Annotated in this window: 22 protein-coding genes; 11 read left to right on the top strand and 11 right to left on the bottom strand. The window is 70.7% G+C overall.

Features of this window, described 5'->3' with window-relative positions:
* Window positions 1-161 precede the first annotated feature (161 nt).
* From ACIBI4_RS33665 to pstB, 7 genes are all read left to right on the top strand, one after another.
* The gene (locus tag ACIBI4_RS33665) at window positions 162-2387 is read left to right on the top strand and encodes an RNA degradosome polyphosphate kinase (protein WP_399208026.1); all 2226 of its coding nucleotides are present in this window, start codon (window positions 162-164) and stop codon (window positions 2385-2387) included.
* Complete coding sequence (locus tag ACIBI4_RS33660) at window positions 2368-3534, top strand: CHAD domain-containing protein (protein ID WP_399208025.1); 1167 nt, start codon at window positions 2368-2370, stop codon at window positions 3532-3534. The genes ACIBI4_RS33665 and ACIBI4_RS33660 overlap by 20 nt, the downstream gene beginning before the upstream one ends.
* Window positions 3531-3977 (top strand): NUDIX hydrolase, encoded by a 447-nt coding sequence (locus tag ACIBI4_RS33655; protein WP_399208024.1) that lies wholly within the window; start codon window positions 3531-3533, stop codon window positions 3975-3977. The genes ACIBI4_RS33660 and ACIBI4_RS33655 overlap by 4 nt, the downstream gene beginning before the upstream one ends.
* Before the next feature lie 313 nt (window positions 3978-4290).
* Complete coding sequence (gene pstS, locus ACIBI4_RS33650; protein WP_399208023.1) at window positions 4291-5421, top strand: phosphate ABC transporter substrate-binding protein PstS; 1131 nt, start codon at window positions 4291-4293, stop codon at window positions 5419-5421.
* A 122-nt stretch (window positions 5422-5543) separates the two neighbouring features.
* Window positions 5544-6557, top strand: a complete 1014-nt coding sequence (gene pstC, locus ACIBI4_RS33645) for a phosphate ABC transporter permease subunit PstC (RefSeq protein WP_399208022.1) — start codon at window positions 5544-5546, stop codon at window positions 6555-6557.
* Entirely contained in the window at window positions 6554-7618 is a 1065-nt protein-coding gene (pstA, locus tag ACIBI4_RS33640; protein ID WP_399208021.1) for a phosphate ABC transporter permease PstA, read from the top strand. Before pstC ends, pstA begins: the two co-directional genes overlap by 4 nt.
* 51 nt (window positions 7619-7669) lie before the next feature.
* Window positions 7670-8446, top strand: a complete 777-nt coding sequence (gene pstB, locus ACIBI4_RS33635) for a phosphate ABC transporter ATP-binding protein PstB (RefSeq protein WP_399208020.1) — start codon at window positions 7670-7672, stop codon at window positions 8444-8446.
* Window positions 8447-8550: 104 nt separating this feature from the next.
* Here the strand turns inward: pstB and ACIBI4_RS33630 are convergent, their stop codons facing one another.
* Both ACIBI4_RS33630 and ACIBI4_RS33625 read right to left on the bottom strand, forming a co-directional pair.
* Window positions 8551-9549, bottom strand: a complete 999-nt coding sequence (locus ACIBI4_RS33630) for an anion permease (RefSeq protein ID WP_399208019.1) — start codon at window positions 9547-9549, stop codon at window positions 8551-8553.
* A gap of 6 nt (window positions 9550-9555) precedes the next feature.
* On the bottom strand, window positions 9556-10176 hold the full coding sequence (locus ACIBI4_RS33625) for a DUF47 domain-containing protein (RefSeq protein WP_093616401.1): 621 nt from the start codon (window positions 10174-10176) through the stop codon (window positions 9556-9558).
* 220 nt (window positions 10177-10396) lie between these two features.
* Here ACIBI4_RS33625 and ACIBI4_RS33620 point away from each other — a divergent pair, with 220 nt between their 5' ends.
* On the top strand, window positions 10397-10747 hold the full coding sequence (locus ACIBI4_RS33620; RefSeq protein ID WP_399208018.1) for a metal-sensitive transcriptional regulator: 351 nt from the start codon (window positions 10397-10399) through the stop codon (window positions 10745-10747).
* Between the two features lie 50 nt (window positions 10748-10797).
* Here the strand turns inward: ACIBI4_RS33620 and ACIBI4_RS33615 are convergent, their stop codons facing one another.
* Window positions 10798-10983: a hypothetical protein gene (locus tag ACIBI4_RS33615; RefSeq protein WP_399208017.1), complete on the bottom strand. Its 186-nt coding sequence runs from the start codon at window positions 10981-10983 to the stop codon at window positions 10798-10800.
* A gap of 118 nt (window positions 10984-11101) precedes the next feature.
* Window positions 11102-11986 carry a hypothetical protein gene (locus ACIBI4_RS33610; protein ID WP_399208016.1) on the bottom strand — a complete coding sequence of 295 codons (885 nt, stop codon included), beginning with the start codon at window positions 11984-11986 and terminating at the stop codon, window positions 11102-11104.
* Window positions 11987-12400: 414 nt separating this feature from the next.
* On the opposite strand from ACIBI4_RS33610, the gene ACIBI4_RS33605 reads away from it, so the two are divergent.
* Complete coding sequence (locus ACIBI4_RS33605) at window positions 12401-13990, top strand: FAD-binding oxidoreductase (protein WP_399208131.1); 1590 nt, start codon at window positions 12401-12403, stop codon at window positions 13988-13990.
* A 140-nt stretch (window positions 13991-14130) separates the two neighbouring features.
* On the top strand, window positions 14131-14481 hold the full coding sequence (locus tag ACIBI4_RS33600) for a hypothetical protein (protein WP_399208015.1): 351 nt from the start codon (window positions 14131-14133) through the stop codon (window positions 14479-14481).
* A 44-nt stretch (window positions 14482-14525) separates the two neighbouring features.
* Here ACIBI4_RS33600 and ACIBI4_RS33595 read toward each other — a convergent pair whose 3' ends face one another.
* From ACIBI4_RS33595 to ACIBI4_RS33575, 5 genes are all read right to left on the bottom strand, one after another.
* Window positions 14526-15245: a phosphatase PAP2 family protein gene (locus tag ACIBI4_RS33595; protein ID WP_399208014.1), complete on the bottom strand. Its 720-nt coding sequence runs from the start codon at window positions 15243-15245 to the stop codon at window positions 14526-14528.
* 242 nt (window positions 15246-15487) lie between these two features.
* Complete coding sequence (locus ACIBI4_RS33590; RefSeq protein WP_399208013.1) at window positions 15488-16519, bottom strand: NlpC/P60 family protein; 1032 nt, start codon at window positions 16517-16519, stop codon at window positions 15488-15490.
* Between the two features lie 165 nt (window positions 16520-16684).
* Window positions 16685-18013 (bottom strand): FtsX-like permease family protein, encoded by a 1329-nt coding sequence (locus ACIBI4_RS33585; protein WP_399208012.1) that lies wholly within the window; start codon window positions 18011-18013, stop codon window positions 16685-16687.
* A 5-nt stretch (window positions 18014-18018) separates the two neighbouring features.
* Window positions 18019-18828, bottom strand: coding sequence for an ABC transporter ATP-binding protein (locus ACIBI4_RS33580; protein WP_399208011.1), 810 nt, complete (start codon window positions 18826-18828; stop codon window positions 18019-18021).
* A 159-nt stretch (window positions 18829-18987) separates the two neighbouring features.
* The gene (locus ACIBI4_RS33575) at window positions 18988-20463 is read right to left on the bottom strand and encodes a methyltransferase (protein ID WP_399208010.1); all 1476 of its coding nucleotides are present in this window, start codon (window positions 20461-20463) and stop codon (window positions 18988-18990) included.
* A 138-nt stretch (window positions 20464-20601) separates the two neighbouring features.
* Here ACIBI4_RS33575 and ACIBI4_RS33570 point away from each other — a divergent pair, with 138 nt between their 5' ends.
* Window positions 20602-20823, top strand: a complete 222-nt coding sequence (locus ACIBI4_RS33570; RefSeq protein ID WP_399208008.1) for a hypothetical protein — start codon at window positions 20602-20604, stop codon at window positions 20821-20823.
* A 24-nt stretch (window positions 20824-20847) separates the two neighbouring features.
* On the opposite strand, the gene ACIBI4_RS33565 is transcribed toward ACIBI4_RS33570, so the two are convergent.
* The gene (locus ACIBI4_RS33565; protein ID WP_399208007.1) at window positions 20848-21258 is read right to left on the bottom strand and encodes a hypothetical protein; all 411 of its coding nucleotides are present in this window, start codon (window positions 21256-21258) and stop codon (window positions 20848-20850) included.
* 54 nt (window positions 21259-21312) lie between these two features.
* A complete protein-coding gene (locus ACIBI4_RS33560) occupies window positions 21313-22545 on the bottom strand; it encodes a serine hydrolase domain-containing protein (RefSeq protein WP_399208006.1) in 1233 nt (410 codons plus the stop codon).
* Window positions 22546-22572: the final 27 nt, after the last annotated feature.

The raw sequence follows: 22572 nt of genomic DNA, 5'->3' as shown, positions 1-22572 counted from the left end.
CCACGATGTCCTGCACGTCATGTCGCCGTAACCAACGATTCAGACTGCCTTGCGACGCTCGGGAAATGCAGGCCCCGTCCGAGAGCCCGACCACCTCCCCCAGACCGCGTGGCGCGGCGTCCGTAATCGCCGTGCCCTCGGCGACGCGGAACAATGAGTCCATGAACACGCCCCAGGTGCCCGTGCACGCACAGCCCTCCGTCGGTTCCATAGCCGCGCACCGGCCGCACACCGTGGCGGCCGCGGTCTCCGACCTGGAACCGGACCTCGACGCCGACCTCGACGCGTACGAGGAGGACGGCGAGGGTGCCGAGCTGCCGCAGGGGCGGTTCCTGGACCGTGAGCGCAGCTGGCTGGCGTTCAACGAGCGGGTCCTCGAGCTCGCCGAGGACCCGAACACCCCGCTCCTGGAGCGCGCCAATTTCCTCGCCATCTTCGCGAGCAATCTGGACGAGTTCTTCATGGTCCGCGTGGCCGGCCTGAAGCGCCGTATCGCCACCGGTGTCGCCACCCGTTCCGCGAGCGGTCTGCAGCCCCGCGAGGTCCTGGACCTGATCTGGAACCGGACGCGCGAGCTGATGGCCCGGCACGCCGCCTGCTTCCAGGAGGACGTCGGCCCGGCGCTCGCCGACGAGGGCATCGGGATCGTCCGCTGGGGCGATCTCACCGAGAAGGAGCAGGCCCGGCTCTTCACTCTCTTCCGGCAGCGGATCTTCCCGGTCCTGACGCCCCTGGCCGTCGACCCGGCCCACCCCTTCCCGTACATCTCGGGGCTCTCGCTGAATCTCGCGGTCGTCGTCCGCAACCCCGTCAGCGGCCACAACCACTTCGCGCGGGTCAAGGTGCCGCCGCTGCTCAACCGCTTCCTGGAGGCCTCGCCCGGACGGTACGTCCCCATCGAGGACGTGATCTCGGCGCCCGCGCACCTCAAGGAGCTGTTCCCCGGCATGGAGGTGCGCGCGCACCACATGTTCAGGGTCACGCGCAACGAAGACCTCGAAGTGGAAGAGGACGACGCCGAGAACCTGCTGCAGGCCCTGGAGAAGGAGCTCATGCGGCGCCGCTTCGGGCCGCCGGTGCGGCTTGAGGTCGAGGAGTCCATCGACCGGTACGTCCTCGATCTGCTGATCCGTGAACTGAAGATCAGCGAGGCGGAGGTCTATCCGCTGCCGGGGCCGCTCGACCTCACCGGACTCTTCAACGTCTCCTCGCTCGACCGCCCCGAGCTCAAGTACCAGAAGTTCGTGGCCGGTACGCACCGCGACCTCGCGGAGGTCGAGTCGGCGTCCGCGCCCGACATCTTCGCCGCGCTGCGCGAGCGGGACGTCCTCCTGCACCACCCGTACGACAGCTTCTCCACGTCCGTGCAGGCCTTCCTGGAGCAGGCGGCCGCCGACCCGGACGTACTCGCCATCAAGCAGACGCTGTACCGGACTTCGGGCGACTCGCCGATAGTGGACGCCCTCATCGACGCCGCCGAGTCCGGCAAGCAGGTCCTCGTCCTCGTCGAGATCAAGGCGCGCTTCGACGAGCAGGCCAACATCAAGTGGGCCCGCAAGCTGGAGGAGGCCGGCTGCCATGTCGTATACGGCCTGGTGGGGTTGAAGACCCACTGCAAGCTGTCGCTCGTCGTACGGCAGGAGGGCGACACCCTGCGCCGCTACTCGCACGTGGGCACGGGCAACTACCACCCCAAGACGGCCCGCCTGTACGAGGACCTGGGGCTGCTCACCGCCGACTCACAGGTCGGCGCGGACCTGTCGGACCTCTTCAACCGGCTGTCCGGGTACTCGCGCCGCGAGACCTACCGCCGTCTCCTCGTCGCACCCAAGTCCCTGCGGGACGGCCTGATCTCGCGGATCAACGACGAGGTCAGGCACCACAGGGCCGGACGGCCCGCGTACGTCCGGATCAAGGTCAACTCGATCGTCGACGAGGCCCTCATCGACGCGCTGTACCGCGCCTCGCAGGCCGGTGTGCCCATCGACGTGTGGGTCCGCGGGATCTGCGCGATCCGGCCGGGCGTCGAGGGCCTTTCCGAGAACATCCGCGTACGGTCCGTCCTCGGCCGCTTCCTGGAGCACTCCCGGATCTTCGCCTTCGGCAACGGCGGCGAGCCCGAGGTGTGGATCGGCAGCGCCGACATGATGCACCGCAACCTCGACCGCCGTATCGAGGCACTCGTCCGGGTCGTCGACCCGGCCCACCGGGCAGCACTCAACCGGCTCCTGGAGACCGGCATGTCCGACACCACCTCGTCCTGGCACCTGGGCCCCGACGGCGACTGGACCCGGCACGCCCTGGATTCCGAAGGACAGCCCCTGCGCAATGTGCAGGAGATGCTCATCGACGCGCGGAGGCGCCGGCGTGGCTCAGCGAAACCCTGACCGCAGCGAGTCCCTGGCGGGGGGCGGGTCCGTGGCGGGCGGTCGGTCCGTGGCGGGCGGCAGGTCCGCGGCCGGGGGGCGGGGTGCGTCCCTTCGCGGGGGTGCGGCCGCGTCCGCCGGGGTGCCCGCGGGCTCGTCGGCGGGTGGCGCACCGGCCGCGGGTGGCGCACCGGTCACCGGAGGCGGCAGCTCGGACGACCTCGCGCGCTATCTGCGCGAGCAGGCCACGGAATTCCTGCGCGCCCTGCGCCAGCACCGCGAGGGCGGCATCGAGGACGCCTCGTCCTCCGCGCTCGCGCTGCGCCGCGCCGCCCGCCGGATCAGCGGCACCCTGCACACGTTCCGGCCGCTGCTCGACGCGACCTGGTCGGACGAGCTGCGCACCGAACTCGCCTGGCTCTCCGGCACGTTGGCCCGCGAGCACGCGTACGCGGCCCGTCTCGAACGGCTCCTGACCGCGCTCCAGCGCCTGGCCGGCACCACCGCGCCCATCCCGGCGCAGAGCCCGCCGCCCGCGGGCCAGCTCACGGTGGGCGCCGCGAAGGCGGGCGCGCTGCTCGACCGCCAGCTGACGCTGGCCCGCACCCGCGCCCACTCCACCGCGCTGCAGGCGCTCGGCTCGTCCCGCTTCCACGCGGTCGCGGACGGCGTCGCGGTCCTCGCCAGCGACGTACCGCTGCGCCGGGACGCGGCCGCGCACCGCCTCGCGCCGTTCGCGGCGGACGTCGAGGCCCGCCTCACCGACGCGGTCAAAGCCCTCCCCCTCGTACGGGCCGGACATCCGTACAACGCCGAGGCACTGGTGCACGGCCTCTCCTCGGAGTCCGCACCCGACACCCAGGACGCGCCGTGGCACCAGGTCCGCCTCCTCCTGCGACTGCACCGCTACGCCCAGGAGGCCCTGCGCGTACGTGACTTCGCCCCGCTCCTGCTCGCCGCGAGCCACACCCTGGACCGCCACCGCGACGCCGCCGAGGCGGCCGCCGCCGCGGCCTCGGCGGCCCGCACCCCCCGGATCGCCCCGGCGACCGCGTACGCCTTGGGCGTCCTGCACGCCGACCAGCGGCACGAGGTCGAGGCGGCACGTTTCTCCTTCAAGGGGGCGTGGCAGCGGGTCTCCTCGGGGGCGGCGGTGAGTGCGCCATGAGCGGCGGCCAGGACGGCTCACCCGCCGTGGAGCTGATCCGCGCGGCGGGCTGCGTCCTGTGGCGCACCTCTCCGGTGGACGGCTCCCTGGAGATCTGTCTCGTACACCGGCCGAAGTACGGCGACTGGTCCCATCCCAAGGGCAAGCTGAAGCGCGGCGAGGACGCACTCGCCGGTGCGCTGCGCGAGGTGGCGGAGGAGACCGGCCACACCTGCACGGTGGGCCCTCGCCTCACCTCGGTCAGCTACTTCACGGGCGGCCGCCCGAAGGTCGTCCACTACTGGGCGGCCGAGGCGACCGGCGGCCGGTTCGCGGCCAACCGCGAGGTCGACCGCATCCTGTGGCTCTCGCCCGCCGCGGCCCGCGCCCGCGTGACCCAGCCCCGCGACCGCACCCTGATCGACGAGCTCCTCACGTTCGGCGCGGTCCGCCCGTCGGCATGAGCCGCCCGTCGGCGTGAGCCACCCGTCGGCGTGAGCCGCCTCGCCTCAACGGACGCTCCGGTCGCTTTCAGCCCTTCCGCTGTGACCTGTCACACCCCTTGCCCCCATCCGGGCGTAATCCGGCCGTGACCTAACCACACGGACCGCGTAGGTTCACCTGTCGTTCACTCTCGGCCATGGGCCGCTTCACCTGTCCTGCCTAATTTCGGCATTACGCGGTGCGTGTCGCTGACAACGGCAGCCGACACCCCGCCCTGATGACCTCATCGCACGCCGCTCCGACGACGGCGGCTCCTGGAAGGAACTCCCGAAAGTGAAGCTTCAGCGCATGAACCGGCGGGCCCTCACCCTCGGTGCTCTCGCCGTCTCCGGCGCCCTGGCCCTCACGGCGTGCGGCTCCGACGACACCAGCGGCGGCGGCAGCGGCGGTACGAACACGCAGGGTGCCGACACCTCGAAGATCAAGTGCGACGACGCCAAGGGCCAGCTCCTGGCCAACGGCTCGTCCGCGCAGGCCAACGCGATCCAGACCTGGATCAAGGCGTACACCGCGGCCTGCAAGGACGTGCAGATCAACTACAAGCCCGAGGGTTCGGGCGCGGGTGTCACCGCGTTCCTGCAGGGCCAGACCGCGTTCGCCGGTTCCGACTCGGCGCTCAAGCCCGAGGAGCTCACCGAGTCCGCGAAGGTCTGCAAGGACAGCTCGGCCATCGACCTGCCGATGGTCGGCGGCCCGATCGCGGTCGGTTACAACGTCCCGGGTGTCGACAAGCTGGTCCTGGACGCCAAGACCCTCGCCGACATCTTCAACAACAAGATCAAGAACTGGGACGACGAGGCGATCAAGAAGCTCAACCCCGACGCCAAGCTCCCCGACACCAAGATCCAGGCCTTCCACCGCTCGGACGAGTCCGGCACCACGGACAACCTGACCAAGTACCTGAAGGCCGCCGCGCCCGACGCCTGGCCGTACGAGCCGGGCAAGGCCTGGGAGCCCAAGGGCGGCCAGTCCGCTCAGGGTTCCTCCGGTGTCGCCCAGCAGGTGAAGCAGACCGCCGGCTCGATCTCCTACATGGAGCTCAGCTACGCGAAGGACGGCATCAAGACCGTCGCGATCGACACCGGCGCCTCCGCCCCGGTCGAGGCCAACGTCGACAACGCCACCAAGGCGATCGCCGACGCCAAGGTCGTCGGCAAGGGCAAGGACCTCGCGCTTGAGCTGAACTACGCCACGAAGGCCGACGGCGCGTACCCGATCACCCTGGTCACGTACGAGATCGTCTGCGAGAAGGGCAACAAGGCCGAGACGCTGGCCGCCACGAAGTCCTTCCTCGGCTACGCCGCCTCCGAAGAGGGCCAGGCCACGCTGAAGGACCAGGGCTACGCCCCGATCCCGGCCGAGATCAACGCCAAGGTGCGCGAGACCGTCGCCGCCCTGAGCTAATGGAACCGAGTGCGGCCCGGCGGTCGCGGCGCGATCCGCGCCCATGACCGCCGGCCGCACCGTCCGGTGCACCGCCGCCTGGAGCAGCCACCGCAGCGCGCTCCGCAGACCGGAGAATCCCCATGGACATATCACCTTCCACCACCGCACCTCCCCCACCGCAGGACGCGCGCCCGGCGCCCGTCTCCCACAAGGCAGCCGCGCGCGGCTCCGCCGGCCGCGCCGGTGACCGGATCTTCCTCGGTCTCTCCCGCGGCTCCGGCATCCTGCTGCTGCTGATCATGGCCGCCATCGCGGCCTTCCTGACCTACCGCGCGTCGATCGTCCTCGCGGAGAACGAGGGCAACTTCCTCACCACCTTCGAGTGGGACGCGAACGCCACCCCGCCGGTCTTCGGCATCGCGGTCCTGGCCTTCGGCACGGTGATCTCGTCGGTCATCGCGATGGTCATCGCCGTCCCCGTCGCCGTCGGCATCGCGCTCTTCATCACGCACTACGCGCCGCGCAAGCTGAGCGGTCCCATCGCCTACGTGGTGGACCTGCTCGCCGCGGTGCCCTCCATCGTGTACGGCCTGTGGGGCGCCCTCTTCCTGGTGCCGCACCTGACGGGCACGTTCAGCTGGCTCGACCAGTACTTCGGCTGGACCGGGATCTTCGAGTGGCAGGGCGGCGCCCCGCGCTCGCTGCTCACCGTGGGCATCCTGCTCGCGATCATGATCCTGCCGATCATCACCAACGTCAGCCGTGAGGTCTTCCGGCAGGCGCCCCAGATGCACCAGGAGGCGGCGCTCGCGCTCGGCGCGACCCGCTGGGAGGTCATCCGGATGTCGGTGCTGCCCTTCGGCCGCTCCGGCATCATCTCCGCCTCGATGCTGGGCCTCGGCCGCGCGCTCGGCGAGACGATGGCCGTCGCCACGGTGCTCTCCCCGAGCTTCCTGATCGAGACGAGCATCCTCGACCCGGGCGGCGGCACCTTCGCCCAGAACATCGCCAGCAAGTTCTCCGAGGCGTCCGAGCAGGGCCGGGACGCGCTGATCGCGTCCGGTCTGGTGCTCTTCGTCATCACGCTGCTGGTCAACGGCGCGGCCCGCGCGATCATCGCCCGCCGCAAGGAGTACTCGGGGGCCAACGCATGAGCCACGCAGTCGACACCAAGCCCATCGCCTCGACGCTGCGCGGAGCGCGTCTGCCGAAGTGGGCCCCGTATGTCATCGCGGCCGGCTCGATCGCCGCGGGCGTGGGCATCGGTCTCGTGGGCAGCCTCGACAGCCGGATCCAGTGGGGTCTGATCGCCGCGCTGCTGTTCGTCCTCGTGACGTACGTCCTGGCCGCGAAGGTCGAGGGCGGCCGCCAGGCCAAGGACCGGATCGCCACCAGCGTCGTCTGGGTCGCGTTCCTTCTCGCCGTCATCCCGCTGGTCTCCCTGATCTGGGAGACGGTGGCCCGCGGCATCAAGGTCCTCGACGGCTACTTCCTGACCACCTCCATGGGCGTCCTCGCGGACACCGACGTCGGCGGCGGTATCTACCACGCGCTGATCGGCACCCTGGAGCAGGTCGGCATCGCCACCCTGATCGCCGTGCCGATCGGCATCCTGACCGCGATCTACCTGGTCGAGTACGGCCGCGGGAAGCTCGCCGCCGCGGTGACCTTCTTCGTCGACGTCATGACGGGCATCCCGTCGATCGTCGCGGGCCTGTTCATCCTCAGCTTCTGGATCCTGATCCTGGACATGGGCTACTCCGGCTTCGCCGGCGCCATGGCCCTCGCGATCCTGATGATGCCGGTGGTCGTCCGCTCCACGGAGGAGATGCTCAAGCTCGTCCCGAACGAGCTGCGCGAGGCCTCCCTCGCCCTGGGCGTCCCGAAGTGGCGCACGATCCTGAAGGTCGTGCTCCCCACGTCCCTCGGCGGCATCACGACCGGTGTGATGCTGGCGGTCGCGCGTATCGCCGGTGAGACGGCCCCCGTGCTGCTCCTGGTCTGGGGCAACCCGCTGATCAACACCAACCCGTTCGACGGCCCGCAGGCCTCGCTGCCGCTGTACATCTACCAGCAGTACGCGAACAGCGCCGGCTCCCCCGCGGCGTACGACCGGGCGTGGGCGGCGGCTCTCACCCTGATCCTCCTGATCATGATCCTCAACCTGGTGGCCCGCGGCATCGCCCGCTGGAAGGCCCCCAAGACGGGCCGCTGACGCGGCCATCTCAGCGACCCTCCCCGCACTTCCCCGAAAGCAGTGATTGTTATGGCCAAGCGAATCGACGTCGGCGGACTGACCGCCTACTACGGATCCCACAAGGCGATCGAAGACATCTCGATGACGGTCGAGCCCCGCTCGGTGACGGCCTTCATCGGCCCCTCCGGCTGCGGCAAGTCGACCTTCCTGCGGACCCTGAACCGTATGCACGAGGTCACCCCCGGCGGCCGCGTCGAGGGCAAGGTGCTCCTGGACGGCGAGGACCTGTACGCCTCCGCCGTGGACCCGGTGAACGTGCGCCGCACGATCGGCATGGTCTTCCAGCGCCCGAACCCCTTCCCCACGATGTCGATCTTCGACAACGTGGCGGCGGGCCTGAAGCTCAACGGCAAGTTCAAGAAGTCGGAACTCGCCGACGTGGTGGAGAAGTCCCTGCGCGGCGCGAACCTCTGGAACGAGGTCAAGGACCGCCTCAACAAGCCCGGCTCGGGCCTCTCCGGCGGTCAGCAGCAGCGTCTGTGCATCGCGCGCGCCATCGCGGTGGAGCCGCAGGTCCTGCTCATGGACGAGCCCTGCTCGGCCCTTGACCCCATCTCCACCCTCGCGATCGAGGACCTGATCGGTGAGCTCAAGGAGCGCTTCACGATCGTCATCGTGACGCACAACATGCAGCAGGCCGCCCGTGTCTCCGACCGCACGGCCTTCTTCAACCTGGCCGCCGTCGGCCAGCCCGGCCGCCTCATCGAGATCGACGAGACGGAGCGGATCTTCTCCAACCCGTCGGTCCAGGCCACGGAGGACTACATCTCCGGCCGCTTCGGCTAGGCCTCCCGCGATCTGCCGCACGGTGCTGCATGGCGGTGCCACCGTTGCGGCCTCGGGCCCGCCCCCGTTCTCGGGGGCGGGCCCTTTTGCCTATTCAGCAGGCGTTACAGGAACGCCAGGTTCACCAGCCAGAAGCTCAGCGCAGCGACCAGCGCCGCCGCCGGCATCGTGATGAACCACCCCAGGATGATGTTCTTCGCGACACCCCAGCGCACCGCGTTGACCCGCTTCGTCGCGCCGACACCCATGATCGCCGACGTGATGACATGCGTCGTCGAGATCGGCGCGTGGAAGATGAACGCGGTCGTGAACATGATGCCCGCGCCCGTGGTCTCGGCCGCGAAGCCCTGCGGCGGGTCCAGCTCGATGATCTTCCGGCCGAGCGTGCGCATGATGCGCCAGCCGCCCGCGTACGTACCGAGGGACAGCATGACCGCGCAGGCGATCTTCACCCAGACGGGGATCGGGTCACCGGGCTTCTCGACATCGGCGATGACCAGGGCCATCACGACGATGCCCATGGTCTTCTGCGCGTCCTGCAGACCGTGGCCGAGGGCCATACCGGCCGCCGAGACCGTCTGCGCGATACGGAAGCCGCGCTTGGCCTTGTGCGGGTTGGCCCGGCGGAACATCCACATGATCGCGACCATCACGAGATAGCCCGCGATCAGGCCGACGACCGGCGAGATGAACATCGGGATGACGATCTTCTCGATCACCCCGGACCAGATGACCCCGATCCCACCGGCGATCGCCGCTCCCACGAGCCCGCCGAACAGGGCGTGCGAGGACGACGAGGGCAGGCCGAAGTACCAGGTGATGAGGTTCCAGACGATCGCACCGACCAGGCCGGCGAACAGGATCCACATGCCCCTGTTGCCGTGCGGCGTCTCGATGATGCCCTCGGAGACGGTCTTCGCGATCCCGCTGCCCAGGAAGGCACCGGCCAGGTTCATCACCGCGGCCATCGCGAGCGCCGCACGAGGCGTCAGGGCACGCGTGGAGACCGACGTGGCGATGGCGTTCGCGGAGTCGTGGAAGCCGTTCGTATACGTGAAGAAGAGGGCGACACCGATGGTGACGACCAGAGCGAAGGTGTCCACGAAGCCTCAGGACTCCTTGACCGCGATGGTCTCCACGGTGTTGGCGACGTGCTCGAACGCGTCGGCCGCCTCCTCGAGCACATCGACGATCTGCTTCAGCTTCAGCACCTCGATGGCGTCGTACTTGCCGTTGAAGAGCTGCGCCAGGAGCTTGCGGTGGATCTGGTCGGCCTGGTTCTCCAGACGGTTGACCTCGATCCAGTACTCCGTGAGGTTGTCCATGGTCCGCAGGTGCGGCATGGCCTCGGCGGTCAGCTCCGCGGCACGCGAGAGCACCTCGATCTGCTGCTCGACGCCCTTCGGCAGTTCCTCGACGTTGTAGAGGACGACCAGGTCGACGGCCTCTTCCATGAAGTCCATGATGTCGTCGAGGCTCGACGCGAGGTTGTAGATGTCCTCGCGGTCGAAGGGCGTGATGAAGGAGGAGTTCAGCTGATGGAAGATCGCATGCGTGGCGTCGTCTCCCGCGTGCTCCGCGGCCCGCATACGCTCTGCGATCTCGGCCCGGGCGGAGGAATCCGCCCCGAGCAGTTCCATGAGGAGCTTCGAGCCTGTGACGATGTTGTCCGCGGACGCGGCGAACATGTCGTAGAAGCTCGTCTCCCTGGGGGTCAGACGAAAACGCACGTGGGGTCCTCGGGGTGCTTCGGATTCGGTGAGGCTGATGCTAGGCGCATCAACCGGCCACGGCTAACCGGCCGCCACCCAGTGTCGCCCATCGGGGACCGTGATCAGCACGGGCCCTCCCCCGAGGAGGCCAGAGCGCTGCTCAAATTGGGCGTGTCGGGTACCATATACCCACCAGGGGTATCCGGGCGGGGTCCGGATACGCGATGAGGAGGACGGGATGACCACCACCGAGGCCGGTGCGACCACGCCGGAGACCGCACCTGTGGTGACGGACCACGACCGCGGGATCCACGGCTACCACAAGCAGAAGGACGAGCACCTCAAGCGGCTGCGCCGGATCGAGGGCCAGATCCGCGGCCTGCAGCGCCTCGTCGACGAGGACGTCTACTGCATCGACATACTCACCCAGGTCTCGGCCTCCACCAAGGCCCTCCAGTCCTTCGCGCTCCAGCTCCTGGAGGAGCACCTGCGCCACTGCGTCGCCGATGCGGCGGTCAAGGGCGGCGGGGAGATCGACGCGAAGGTCGAAGAGGCGACGAAGGCCATCGCGCGGCTGCTGCGGACCTGAGGTACGCGGGGACGGACCCGCCCTCCGGGGCCGGTCCGGAGGGCGGACCCTCAGCCCTCGTCCCCCGCCTCTCTCATTGCGCCGATCCGCCCGAAGAGCACCTCGTCGATACGGTCCGGGCTGAGCCGCTCCTCGTCCGCGGCGGAGGCCGCGATCATCAGGTCGCCGCACAGCTCGATCTCGGCGAGGGCGACGTGGTCCTGTACCGCTCCCCTGCTCTGGGCCGCCACGTGCATCACCTCTCCTCCCGAGTCCCGACTTCCTAGAGTAGGGAGCGGCCTACGGAACGCGCATGGCACGTAAGGACCATTTCGGGTCCTGAAATCGGCCCGGGTGGAGGCGAGTTCCCCGCGCTCAGCTCTCCGCGATCTTCCCGGCGAAGATGTCCCCGGCCTCGGGCAGCTCCGCCGCCGCCTTCGTCCCGAACGCGTCGAGCCAGGTCGTGGAGAGCACCGCGACGCCCTTCGCCCCGCGAGGCGCCTTCCCGCCGCCCGCCTGCCCGTTGGCGAAGCTGAACTCCTGGCGCAGCTTGCGCAGCCGGCCCTGATCGTCGAGGTACGCGTCGAAGGGCACGGAGTCCTTGCTGAACCCTTTCGCCGCCGCCTTCAGCACCGCCCGGTTCTCCTTGGACGCCAGCTTCGCCGCCCGCGACAGATCGGCCACGCCCCGGAAGTGCCGCACCACCGTGCCGTCCACCTCGGCCGGCCCCACGTACTCCACCGACTGCGCTCCCCGCAGCAGTTCGGCCGCGGTGAGCGGGTCGGTGGCACCGCCCGTGACGAGGTTGCCGTCGGAGAGGGTCGTGATGTCGATCCGGACCCACTTGTCGGCGGGCACCCCCGCGCCCCGGTTCTTCATGTAGAGCGCGCCGGGCGCCAGCATCTCGGTGATCGGGCCCTGCTGCTCGGCGCCCGAGGGGTCCTGCGGCAGCTGCACCTTCAGCTCGCCGACGCGGCGTACGAAGTCGTAGGTGCCGGCGCCGCGGATCGTCACGCGGGTGCCGCCCGAGGCCATCTCCATCGAGGTGCGGGCCCGCGCGGTACCGGCCTCGACCAGCGCGGCGGCCGCGCTCCGCAGCACCTCGCGCGGATCGCCGCCCGCATCGTCGGCGGCGGCGCCACCGGGCGAACAGCCCGTCGTGGCCAGGACCAGCGAGGCGAGGCCCGCCCCCACCACCGGAGCGGCGACGAGACGCCGGCTCCTGCCGCCCCGGCGCTCCTCGTGTTCCTGCACCACCATCGCCTGCCTACCCCCAACACTGGCGTCCGTACGCGGGCCCCCTCTGTGTTCCGCTTAACGACCGGTGGCTGTAGCCGTCACGGGCCTTGAGCACGGCCCCTGGACGGTTACGGTTGAAACGTGCAACAAAACCCCCCACCCCCTGGCGAAACGGCCTCCGCCGCGGCGCACCACACCAGCACCGTCGAGCAGGGCAAGTTCTGTATCGCGCACTGCACCTGCGGGTGGCGCGGCCCGGCACGCAGGGCGCGGTCGAAGGCGAGATCGGACGCGTCGGAGCACGCGACGCTCGCCTGAGCCGTCCAACTACCCATTTCCTACGAGCCGTTGGCCGCGCGGAACCCTTCGCCTCCCGCGCTCGTCCGTACCTGCGACGGGCACGTCCGCGGGCGGAGGGACGGGGACATGGGGCACATGGACCGGCGGACGGCGCTCCTCGGCGGGGCGTCCCTCGCCGGCGGGGCGGCGCTCGCGTTCGCGGCGACGGGGTGCGGCGGGCCGGGCGACGACGGTCCCGGCGGTGGCTCCGGTACCTCCCGTACGCCGCGCGAACCGTCCGGTGACGACAAGCCCGCCCCTTCCCGTACGAAAGGCGGCGGTGACTGGCCGGCGCTCGCACGGGACCTCGACGGTGAGCTGGTCCGGCCCGGTGACGGCACGTGGGACACGGCGCGGCAGCTCTTCAACACCCGCTTCGACGGGCTGCGGCCCGCGGCCGTCGCGTACGTCGCGGGCGCCGACGACCTCCGTACGGCGCTCGCCTTCGCCCGCCGCACCGGCACCCCGGTCGCCGTGCGCGGCGGCGGTCACTCGTACGCGGGCTGGTCCTCGGGGAACGGGCGGCTGATCCTCGACACCTCGCGGCTCTCCGCGGTCCGCGCGGGCGCCACCGCGACGGTCGGGGCGGGCGCGCGGCTCATCGACGTGTACCGCGGGCTCGCCGCGAAGGGCGTGACCGTGCCCGCGGGCTCCTGCCCGAGCGTCGGGATCGCCGGGCTCGCGCTCGGCGGCGGGCACGGCGTGACCTCCCGCGCGTACGGCCTGACCTGCGACAGCCTGAGCTCCGTCACGCTGGTCACGGCGGACGGCCGCGAGCTGCGCTGCTCGTCCTCCGAACACCCCGATCTCTTCTGGGCGTTGCGGGGCGCGGGCGGCGGACAGTTCGGCGTCGTCACCGAACTCGGCTTCCGTACGCATCCGGCGCCGCAGGCCGTGGCCTGCATGATGCGCTGGCCCTGGGGGAAGGCCGCCGCGGTGGTCGAGGCCTGGCAGCGCTGGGGGCCGGACCAGCCGGACGAGATCTGGTCGTCGTGCGCCCTCGCCGTCGAGAACGGCGGACCGCCGCTGGTGCGCGTCTCGGCCTTCTCGCTCGGCACGTACGGCGCCCTGCAGAACGCCGTCGACCGCCTCGCCGACGCGGTCGGCGGTTCCGCCTCGTCCGTCTACCTGGAGCGCAAGTCGTACGAGGAGGCGATGGAGATCTACGCGGGGTGCGCGGCGTACTCCTCCGACGAGCAGTGCCATCTGCCGGGCGACGTCCCGGGGCGCGTGGCGGCGGGGGCGCTCGCGCGGATCGGGTACGTGGCGCGCTCCGACTTCTTCGCGCGCGAGCTGTCGGCCGCCGGGATCGCGGCGGCGGTCGGCGCGGTGCGCCGCAGTGCCGACGCACGGTACGCGTCGCTCTCGCTCGTCGCGCTCGGCGGCGCGGTCAACCGGGTCGCCCCGGGCGCGACGGCCTTCGTCCACCGCGGGCAGCGGATGCTCGCGCAGTACGAGGCGGGCGTACGGAGCGGGGCCTCGGATGCGGGGGCGGCGCGGTGGGTGGATGCCACGCATGCGGCGATGCGGCCGTACGCGTCCGGGTCGGCGTATCAGAACTACGTGGACCCGAAGCTGAAGAACTGGCGCGAGGCGTATTACGGGTCCGCGGCAGGGCGGTTGGTGCGGGTGAAGCGGCGCTACGACCCGGACGGGATGTTCACGTTCCCGCAGGCGCTCACCTAGCGCGGGGCTTCGCGGGCCACCCCATACGGCCGTATCCGCCCCTCGTACGGCGCACTCCGCACGCCCTCGACTGGCCCACTCCCCGCGCCGGGGTTGCCCTGGATGCACTGCGAGACACTGCAACCCGAGGGCAGGTCACCATGAAGAGCACCCGAAGGACCCGTACCCGAATAGCGCCCCTCGGCTCCATGGCCGCCGCGGCCATGCTGCTGGCGGCCGGCGCGAGCCCCGCTGCCGCCGCCTCCGGCACCGGCGAGTTCGCCGCCGCGCACCCCGAGGCCGGACCGCTCGCCCTCGCCTCGGCCGCGGTGGCCGCGGCCGCGGGGGGCTACGGGCTGAAGCTGATGCGCCGACGGCAGGCGGAACAGGTCGCGGCTGAGCAGGGGGCGGCAGAGTCCGTGGCCGAGGATGCAGCCGAGGCCGCTGCGGCCGCCGAACAGTCCGCTCCCGAACGTCACTTGACCGCCGAACCGGCCAACTCCGCGAGCTGAACCAGCCCGTTCACCGGCCGCTCCGCAAGGAGCCGGCCCGGCCCTCAGGCCGCCAGATCGTTCCGCCCCGACCCCGACCCGGCGGCATCGTCCGCCACCCGCGGCTCCGGCAGGTCCACGGTGTCGTGGGGGCGCGGTGCCCGCCGGGCCCGGACGAGGAACGAGACGCGGGAGCGGCCGATCGCCGTGACGACCGGGGTCAGCAGGGCCATCGCCAGCGGCGCGAGCAGCAGGGTCGTGGCCGTGCCGAGCGCGAAGCCGCCGACGACGTCGGTCGGGTAGTGCACGCCCATGAAGACCCGGCAGAAGCCCTCGGCCAGCGCGAGCCCGATGCCGATGAGGCCGAACTTGCGGTTGGCCACGAAGAGCCCGACGCCGAGCGCCATCGCGAGCGTGGCGTGGTCGCTGACGAACGAGTAGTCCGTCTTGCCGGTCACGAGCAGCTCCAGGCCGCTGTGGTCGACGAAGGGTCGGGGGCGCTCGACGAAGCCGCGGATCGGGATGTTGATGACCACGGCGAGCGCCGCGGCGAGCGGGGCCCAGACGAGCCCGGCGACCGCTGTCTCCGGCTCGGGCCTGCGGCGCACGGAGGTCCAGCACCACAGCACGAGGACGATGAGGGCGACGAGCAGCCCGTACTCGCCGACGAAGCCGATCGCGCTGTCGAGCCATGCGGGGGTGGACTTGGTGAGCCCGTTGATGTCGTAGAGCAGGTCGACATCGGGGTTCGACGCGCCGTCGACGGCGATCTCCGGTCCGGCCATGGTGCTCTGGCCCCTTGTCTCGTCGTGGGCGCACCTTGCGCACGCCCGTTTCTCAACCCCCGTGCTTCAGCCTGGTCAGTGCGTCTGCTCGTGTCGGAACCAGTGTCGCGGTCCCTCGCCGGAAGAACGTTCACTTCTCCTGGTTACGTTCCACTCTCCACCGAAAGATCACTCGGACGTTATCGAAGAGTGACTCGTCTCCGCAGCTCAGAGCCCGTTCCGGACATCGGCTTTCAGCCAGATCACGCTTCGGACGCGGCCTCCGCAATTCCCTCGCGCGCCTTTTCCAGAGCCTGTGCGCCGTCCTGCGTGACGCGGGTCGCACCGAAGTAGTCCGGGGTGTCGACCGGGGCGAACCGGATCACGGCCCCCGGCCGCGGAGCGTCGATCATGTAGCCGCCGCCGACGTAGATGCCGACGTGCCGGATCGCCCGCGAATTGGTCAGGTCGTCCGAGAAGAACACCAGGTCACCGGGGAGAAGTTCACTCCGCTTGGGATGCGGCCCCGCGTTGTACTGGTCGTTGGCCACGCGCGGCAGCGTGACACCCACGGTCTCGTACGCGGCCTTCGTCAGCCCCGAGCAGTCGAACCGCCCGTCGTCCTCCGCGGTCCCGTCACCGCCCCACAGATACTCGGTCCCGAGCTGTTCCTGCGCGAAGGAGATCGCTCCCGCGGCCTGCCGCGACGGACTGACTCGGCCAACCGGGCGCGCGAAACTCTTCTCCAGGGTCGTGATGGTCTTCACATAGTTCTGGGTCTCGCGATACGGAGGTACACCGCCGTACTTGATGACGGCATACGCCCCCGCGTTGTACGCCGCGAGCATGTTGTGCGTCGCATTCCCGGGCGCGTCCTTCACATACCCGGCGAGTTTGCAGTCGTACGAGGCCGCGGACGGAATCGCGTCCGCGGGATCCCACACATCCCGGTCCCCGTCCTTGTCCCCGTCGATTCCGTGGGTGGCCCAGGTGCCGGGGATGAATTGCGCTATCCCCTGGGCGGCGGCGTGGCTCTGCGCCTTCGGGTTCCAGCCGCTCTCCTGGTACAACTGCGCGGCGAGCAGCGCCGGATTGATGGCCGGGCAGAGATTGCCCCACTTCTGCACGAGCGGCTGGTAGGCCGCCGGCACGGCGCCCTTCGCGAGGCCCACCGCGCCCTTGCCCACCCCGTTCGACAGATTGCCCGCGACCATGAAGGTGCCGACGACGAGCAGGAGCACGAAGCCGAGCCCGCCGCTCAGCGCAACGGCCGTGACCAGCCAGGCCTTACGCATCGTCCACCGCCCTTCACGCACAGGAAGTCCGCCGCGCCCAAGTCTATGGGCGGGCGGACTTCTGTATCGGACCCTGTGGACAACTCCTTCTCGTGCCCTGTGGACAACCGGGGGAATCAGCCAACTCTCGCTTCCGGACGGCTCTTTCAGGCCGTCACCGCCATCTCACGCCGCCGCGGCCACCGCGTCCACCGCCGGTGTCCGCAGTCCTCGCCACGCCGTCCCCACGCTCGTGCCGATCGTGACGGTGGCCGCGACGGCGGCGACCGCGAGCCAGATGCCGGGGCCCTGGCCGGGCAGGAGTGCGTCGGTGCGGACCGCGGTGAAGGCCGTGATGCCCGCGAAGCCCGTGAGGGTGCCGAGGGCGATGCCCGTCAGCGTCAGGACCGTGCTCTCGGCGGCGACCATGCCGAGGACCTGCCCCGGGGTGGCGCCGGCGAGGCGCTGCTGGCCGAACTCGCGGACGCGGTACGAGGTCGCCGCGTACAGGCTGTTGATCAGCATGATGCAGCAGAAGGCGACGATGATGCCGACGACCGCGAAGTTCACCGTGGCGAGCGTCTCGGCGTCGGCGGTACTGACCAGACCCGACTCCTTCGCCGCGTCGTTCTCGACGGCCTGCATATAGAGGACGGCGACCGCCACGCCGGTGAAGAGGATCAACGGCATGAGGACGTTGGACAGTTCGGCGGCGCGCTGCCGCATGTTGCGTACCGTCAGATAACCGCTCGCGCCGGTCAGCGCGGTCAGCGGGCCTTCCAGGACGCCGAGCACGCCCGGCAGGATGCGCGGCGCGAGCAGGGCGCAGCCGACCGACAGCAGGATCGCGCCGTACGCGGGGGCACCCATCAGGGCCTCGAAGTCCGCGTCGAAGGAGAACGTCGCGGCGATCGCGACGGCTCCGGCCACCAGGGCCGCGTATCCGAAGAAGGTCTTCTTTCCGCCGGTGCGCTTCGCACCGGACCGGCCCGCCCGCCGTACCGCGAGGAACGCGGCGCCGACCGAGGCGAGCAGCGTGATGTCGAAGCCGGTGCTGAGGGCGATCGCCCCGAAGGAGTGCTCCACGGAGTCCGCCACCGAGCCGCTGTCCTGGAACAGGCCGAGGAGCAGCTGCCCGCCGAACATCGCGGGGACGACCGCCAGCGCGGCGCCGATCAGTGCGACGACGAAGGCCTCACCGACGACCATCCGCTTGATCTGCGCGGGGGTCGCGCCGGTGGTGCGCAGGAGCTCGATCTCCTCGCTGCGCTGCCGTACGGCGACGGTCAGCGTCGAGGCGACGGCGAAGAAGACGAGCAGGGTGCCGTAGCCGCCGACGACGCTCGCCGCGATCGTCAGCGTCTCCGCGCTCGCGTCGTCGACCCCGGCGCCCGCGGCCGTGTCGTGCATCGAGTTGAAGGTCATGATGATCAGCGCGCCGAGGAAGGAACTGAACAGCGTGGCGGCGAAGCGTCCCGGCCGCTGCCTGATCGACCGCATGGCGAGAGCGAACATGGCTCTCACACCCCCAGCTGTGCCGCGTAGTCGGAACCGTTGATGTCGTCACCGAGGTGCGCGAGCCGCTCCGCGACAGCGTCCACGGTCGGCCGCTCCATGTGCCCGGCGAGCCTCCCGTCGGCGAGGAAGACCACGGAGTCGGCGTACGAGGCCGCCACCGGGTCGTGCGTCACCATCACGACCGTGCGGCCATGGAGCCGTACCGCCTCCTGCAGGAGCCTCAGCACATCGCGTGCGCTGCGGATGTCCAGCGCGCCGGTCGGCTCGTCCGCGAACACCACGGCCGGCTCGGTGACAAGGGCCCGCGCGATGGCGACGCGCTGGCGCTGCCCGCCGGACAGTTCGTCGGGCCGGTGGCCCAGACGCTCGCCGAGGCCGACCTGCTCCAGGACGGAACGGGCCTTCGCCCGGTCGACCCGGCGCCGTGCGAGCTTCAGCGGCAGGACGGTGTTCTGCGCGACGGTGAGGGTCGGCAGCAGGTTGTACTGCTGGAACACGAACCCGATCCGCCGCCGCCGGAACTTCGTCAGCTCCGCCTCGCTGCCCTTGCTCATCTCCTCGCCGGCCACCATCACGATCCCGCTCTCGGGCCGCTCCAGACCCGCCGCGCACTGCAGCAGCGTGGTCTTGCCGGAGCCGGACGGCCCCATCACGGCGGTGAACGTGCCGCGTGCCAGCGACAGGCTCACCCCGTCGAGCGCCTTCACGGCGCTCTCGCCTTCCCCGTAGCTCTTGCTGACCTTGACGAGCCGCAGCGCCTCGTCGGTCTGCCGCGCGGCGGTCCTCTCCGGCTTGCTTCCGCGTCCAAACATCTCAGCCCCTTCGCCGTGGGTTTCCCCTGTTCGACGGCCCGTCTTCCTGCCGTACTCCGAAGGTAGGGACGGGGGCGGGGCGGCACATTGGGCGTGGAACCCGGATCGGGGTGTTGACAGATACACCCCTTCCTGTGCGGATACGGGAACCAGGGCGCCCTAATCGGTGACGGGAACCAGCGCCCCCCGCTCCACCAGTCGCGCCACCTCCGGCAGCGCGGCAAGGACGAGGCGGCTGCGGTCGGTGCCCTCCGCTTCCGCGAGGCGGCCGAGGTGGTCGCCGAGGGTCTCGTCGTCGCGGCCGCTCGCGCCGATCAGGGCGACCGCGAGCGGCGTGGTGCGGTCGCTCCAGTGCAGCCCGTCGGCCGGCGTCTTGAGCAGCTGCTGCTTGAGCTGCCAGCCGCGCGCGGACGCCTCCGGGTTGAGCGACGCCTCCTGCCACAGCCGCACCCCGGCGCCCGGCCGGAAGCGGGCGGTCAGCGGGTCGTGGTCGCGCAGCCAGTCCTGGCGCGTGAACCAGTCGGCGACCTGCGCCCCGGTCAGCTCCGCCGCCTCCGCAGACAGCTCCTCGATCCGTACCACCGGGTCGTGCCGGTCCGTGCGCCGCAGCACGACCGTGCCGGTCCCCACGCCCGTGATCTTCCGTTCCTCGAACCACCGCAGCCAGGTCTCACGCTGCCCCAAATGCTCCTCGCCACCGCTCTGTTCGAGCCAGTGGTCCACGTAGGCGCGGGCGTCGCTCACGCCGCGCTGGACGATCCATGCGTCGAGCCCGGACCCTTCGGGGATCCACTGCGCGACGCGTTCGCGCCAGTCCTCGCCGGCGACCTGGGCCCAGTTCGCACGGAACTGGAGGTGCCCGCCCTCGGTCAGCAAGTCCGGCGCCGCCGCGACGAGTTCCGCGCACAGCGTGTCCCCCGGCCGCCCCGAGTCCCGGTACACACAGTGCACGGTGCCGGGCCCCACCGCGTACGGCGGGTTGGAGACGACGAGATCGAACCGGCGCCCCGCGACGGGCTGCACCAGATCGCCCTCGAGGACCTCCCAGTCGAGGCCGTTGAGCGCGGCCGTCGTCGCGGCGAAACGCGCGGCGCGGTGCGAGAGGTCGGTGGCGACGACGGAGTCGGCCTGGTCGGACAGATGCAGCGCCTGCACGCCGCACCCCGTCCCCAGGTCGAGTGCCGTGCCGACGCGGTGGCTCAGCGTGGCCCGGCGCAGAAGGGTCGCGGTCGGGCCGATCGGCAGGACGCGGTCGGCCCTGCGCTCGTGCGGCTCGGGCCGCAGGAACAGCGGGAAGTCCGAGACCGCCCACCACTTCTCGTACGGATGCAGATAGACGGCGGACCGCACCTGCCCGCCCTCACCGGCCTGTTCGAGCAGCGGTACGAGAGCTTCGTCGACCCGGACGATCGGGACGCTGCGGCCGCACATGAACAGCCGGATGAGCACGCCCAACGGGTCGTCCTCGCCGAGCAGTTGCAGCGCGGGTTCCGGGTCGTAGCGATTGAGGGCGTGCGCCGCCTCGAGGCCGATCCGCGTGACGATCCCGTCCCGCGTGTAGCCGTACCGCAGTAGTGCTTCGCGCAGGGCCGCGGTGGCCTGCGGCGTGAGCAGTGGCTCTGTGCTGGTCGTCATATGAGGGTATTCGGCGGCCTGTCCGCGCGGCTTGACTCCTGCTCCATGCGGTTAACGCCTTCGAGCGAACGGCTGAACTGACCTTGCCCACCGGCGAGTTGAGATCAACAGCCCGATTCGCCCTGCTATGGAGACCCCATGGAATCCAGCACCATCCCGCACACCCGGCGCTTGCGCACCGGCCTCGCAGGCGGCCTGATCTGCGTCGGCTCCCTCCTCGCCATCCCGTACGCGGCAGCGGACCCCTCCGCCCACGAGATCATCGCCCCGGCTCAAGGGCCGGAGCCGGGGGCGGCAACGATGCGCCCGGCGGATTCGGAGCCGGATGCGGGGTTCGGGCCGCTCGGCGCCACGCTCTGACTCCGCCGCGAGGCAGCCCGGATCCTACGGCCGCGCCGTCACCGTGATCAGCACGGGCGCCCCGGCCCCCTGCCGCCGTACGACGAAGGTGCGCCGGACGCCGTCGAACTCGTCCGCGTACGTCACCTCGTCCGGACCGGTCTTCCGGGGCGGGCCCTCGATGTCGTACGTGGCGACGAAGTCCTCCACCGACGAGTCGCCGACGCCCTCGATCTCGTAGCGGAGGACGACGTCACCGTCGTCCTCGGTCTCGGCGCCGACGGGCAGGTAGTAGCGCCCGCCCCCGTGCTGCGAGTGGTGCATGGCGGCCCGGCGCTCCTCGTCCTCCTCGGGCCGGTCGGCGGTCCAGTCCCGGAAGAGCGCCACGAGCAGGGCGCCGAGCACCAGTACGGCCCCGGCGCTCAGCCCGGCCCACAGCACCGCTGCCCGTCGCATGGATCCTCCCCCGCCGCCGGTCCGGTCTCCAGCGTGCACCATCGGGGCCGGGGATCAGTCCTCCAGCGCCTGGTACACCGTCGTCCAGAAGTCGTGCATCAGGTGCATCGAGTTGGCCGCGGACGAACCGACCTGGGTGAGGACCAGGCCCACCAGGCCGTTCACCGGGTCCGCGTAGGACGACGTGCCGCTGCCGCCGTCCCAGCCGAACTGGCCCACCGGCGCGTAGTCGCCGACGTACGTGCGGACCGCCATGCCGAAGCCCCAGCCGCCGTGCTGGCCTTGGCCGAAGGAGATGTGGACGTTGTCCGTGGCCAGCTTGGTGCGGGCCGCCAGCTGGGTGGGGTTGAGGCGGTTGGTCGTCATCAGGTGGACGGCCTGGCGGGACAGGATGCGTTCGCCGTCGTGCACGCCGCCGTTCAGGAGCATGCGGAAGTACGCGTGGTAGTCGTCGGCGGTGGACACCAGGCCGCCGCCTCCGCCCTGGAACGGGGGCGGTGAGCTCCAGCGGCCGCCCGCGGCTTCGTCCCAGACGTGGAACTCGCCGGTCTGCGGATCCGGCGCGTACAGGTCGGGCAGCCGGTGGATGCGGTCGGCGGGGACGTGGAAGGCCGTGTCCTTCATGCCGAGGGGCGCGAAGATGCGCTCCCGCAGGAAGTCCTCGTACGACTGTCCGGAGACGCGCGAGACGAGCACGCCCACCACGTCGTGGCTGATCTGGTACTGCCACTGCTCGCCCGGCTGGTACATCAGCGGAAGCGCGCCGAGGCGGCGCATGAACTCGTCCGGTTCCGGCATCGGAGTCGGCAGGTTGGGGGTCAGGCCCTGGGCGAAGACCTCGTTCATGACCGGGGTGCCGATCGAGGTCATATCCATGCCGAGACCGAAGGTCGAGGTCAGGAGGTCCCGAACGGTGATCGGGCGGCGGGCCGGCTCGGTCTCGTCCAGCGGGCCGTCGAACCGCTTGAGCACCTCACGGTCGGCGAGTTCGGGCAGCCACTCGTCGACGGCGTCGTCGAGACGGATCCGGCACTCGTCGAGGAGGACCATCGCGCCCGCCATGGCGACCGGCTTCGTCGTGGACGCCATCCGGAAGACGGTGTCGCGGCTCATCGGCGCACCACCGTCGTGCTTCGTCGTGCCGAGCACCTCGACGTGGGTCTCGTCGCCGCGGCTCACGAGGGCGACGAGTCCGGGGATCTTCTTGGACTCGACATGCCCTTCCAGCACGTCGTGCAGCCTGCTCAGACCTTGGGAGGTGAAGCCGCCGGTGCCCGTCTGACCCATGACGAATCTCCTTGTGTACGGCGCGAG

The sequence above is a fragment of the Streptomyces sp. NPDC050418 genome (assembly GCF_044458745.1).
GTDB lineage: Bacteria > Actinomycetota > Actinomycetes > Streptomycetales > Streptomycetaceae > Streptomyces.
The sequence above is the reverse complement of the archived record's forward strand: the minus strand, read 5'-3'. Positions and strand labels throughout refer to the sequence as shown.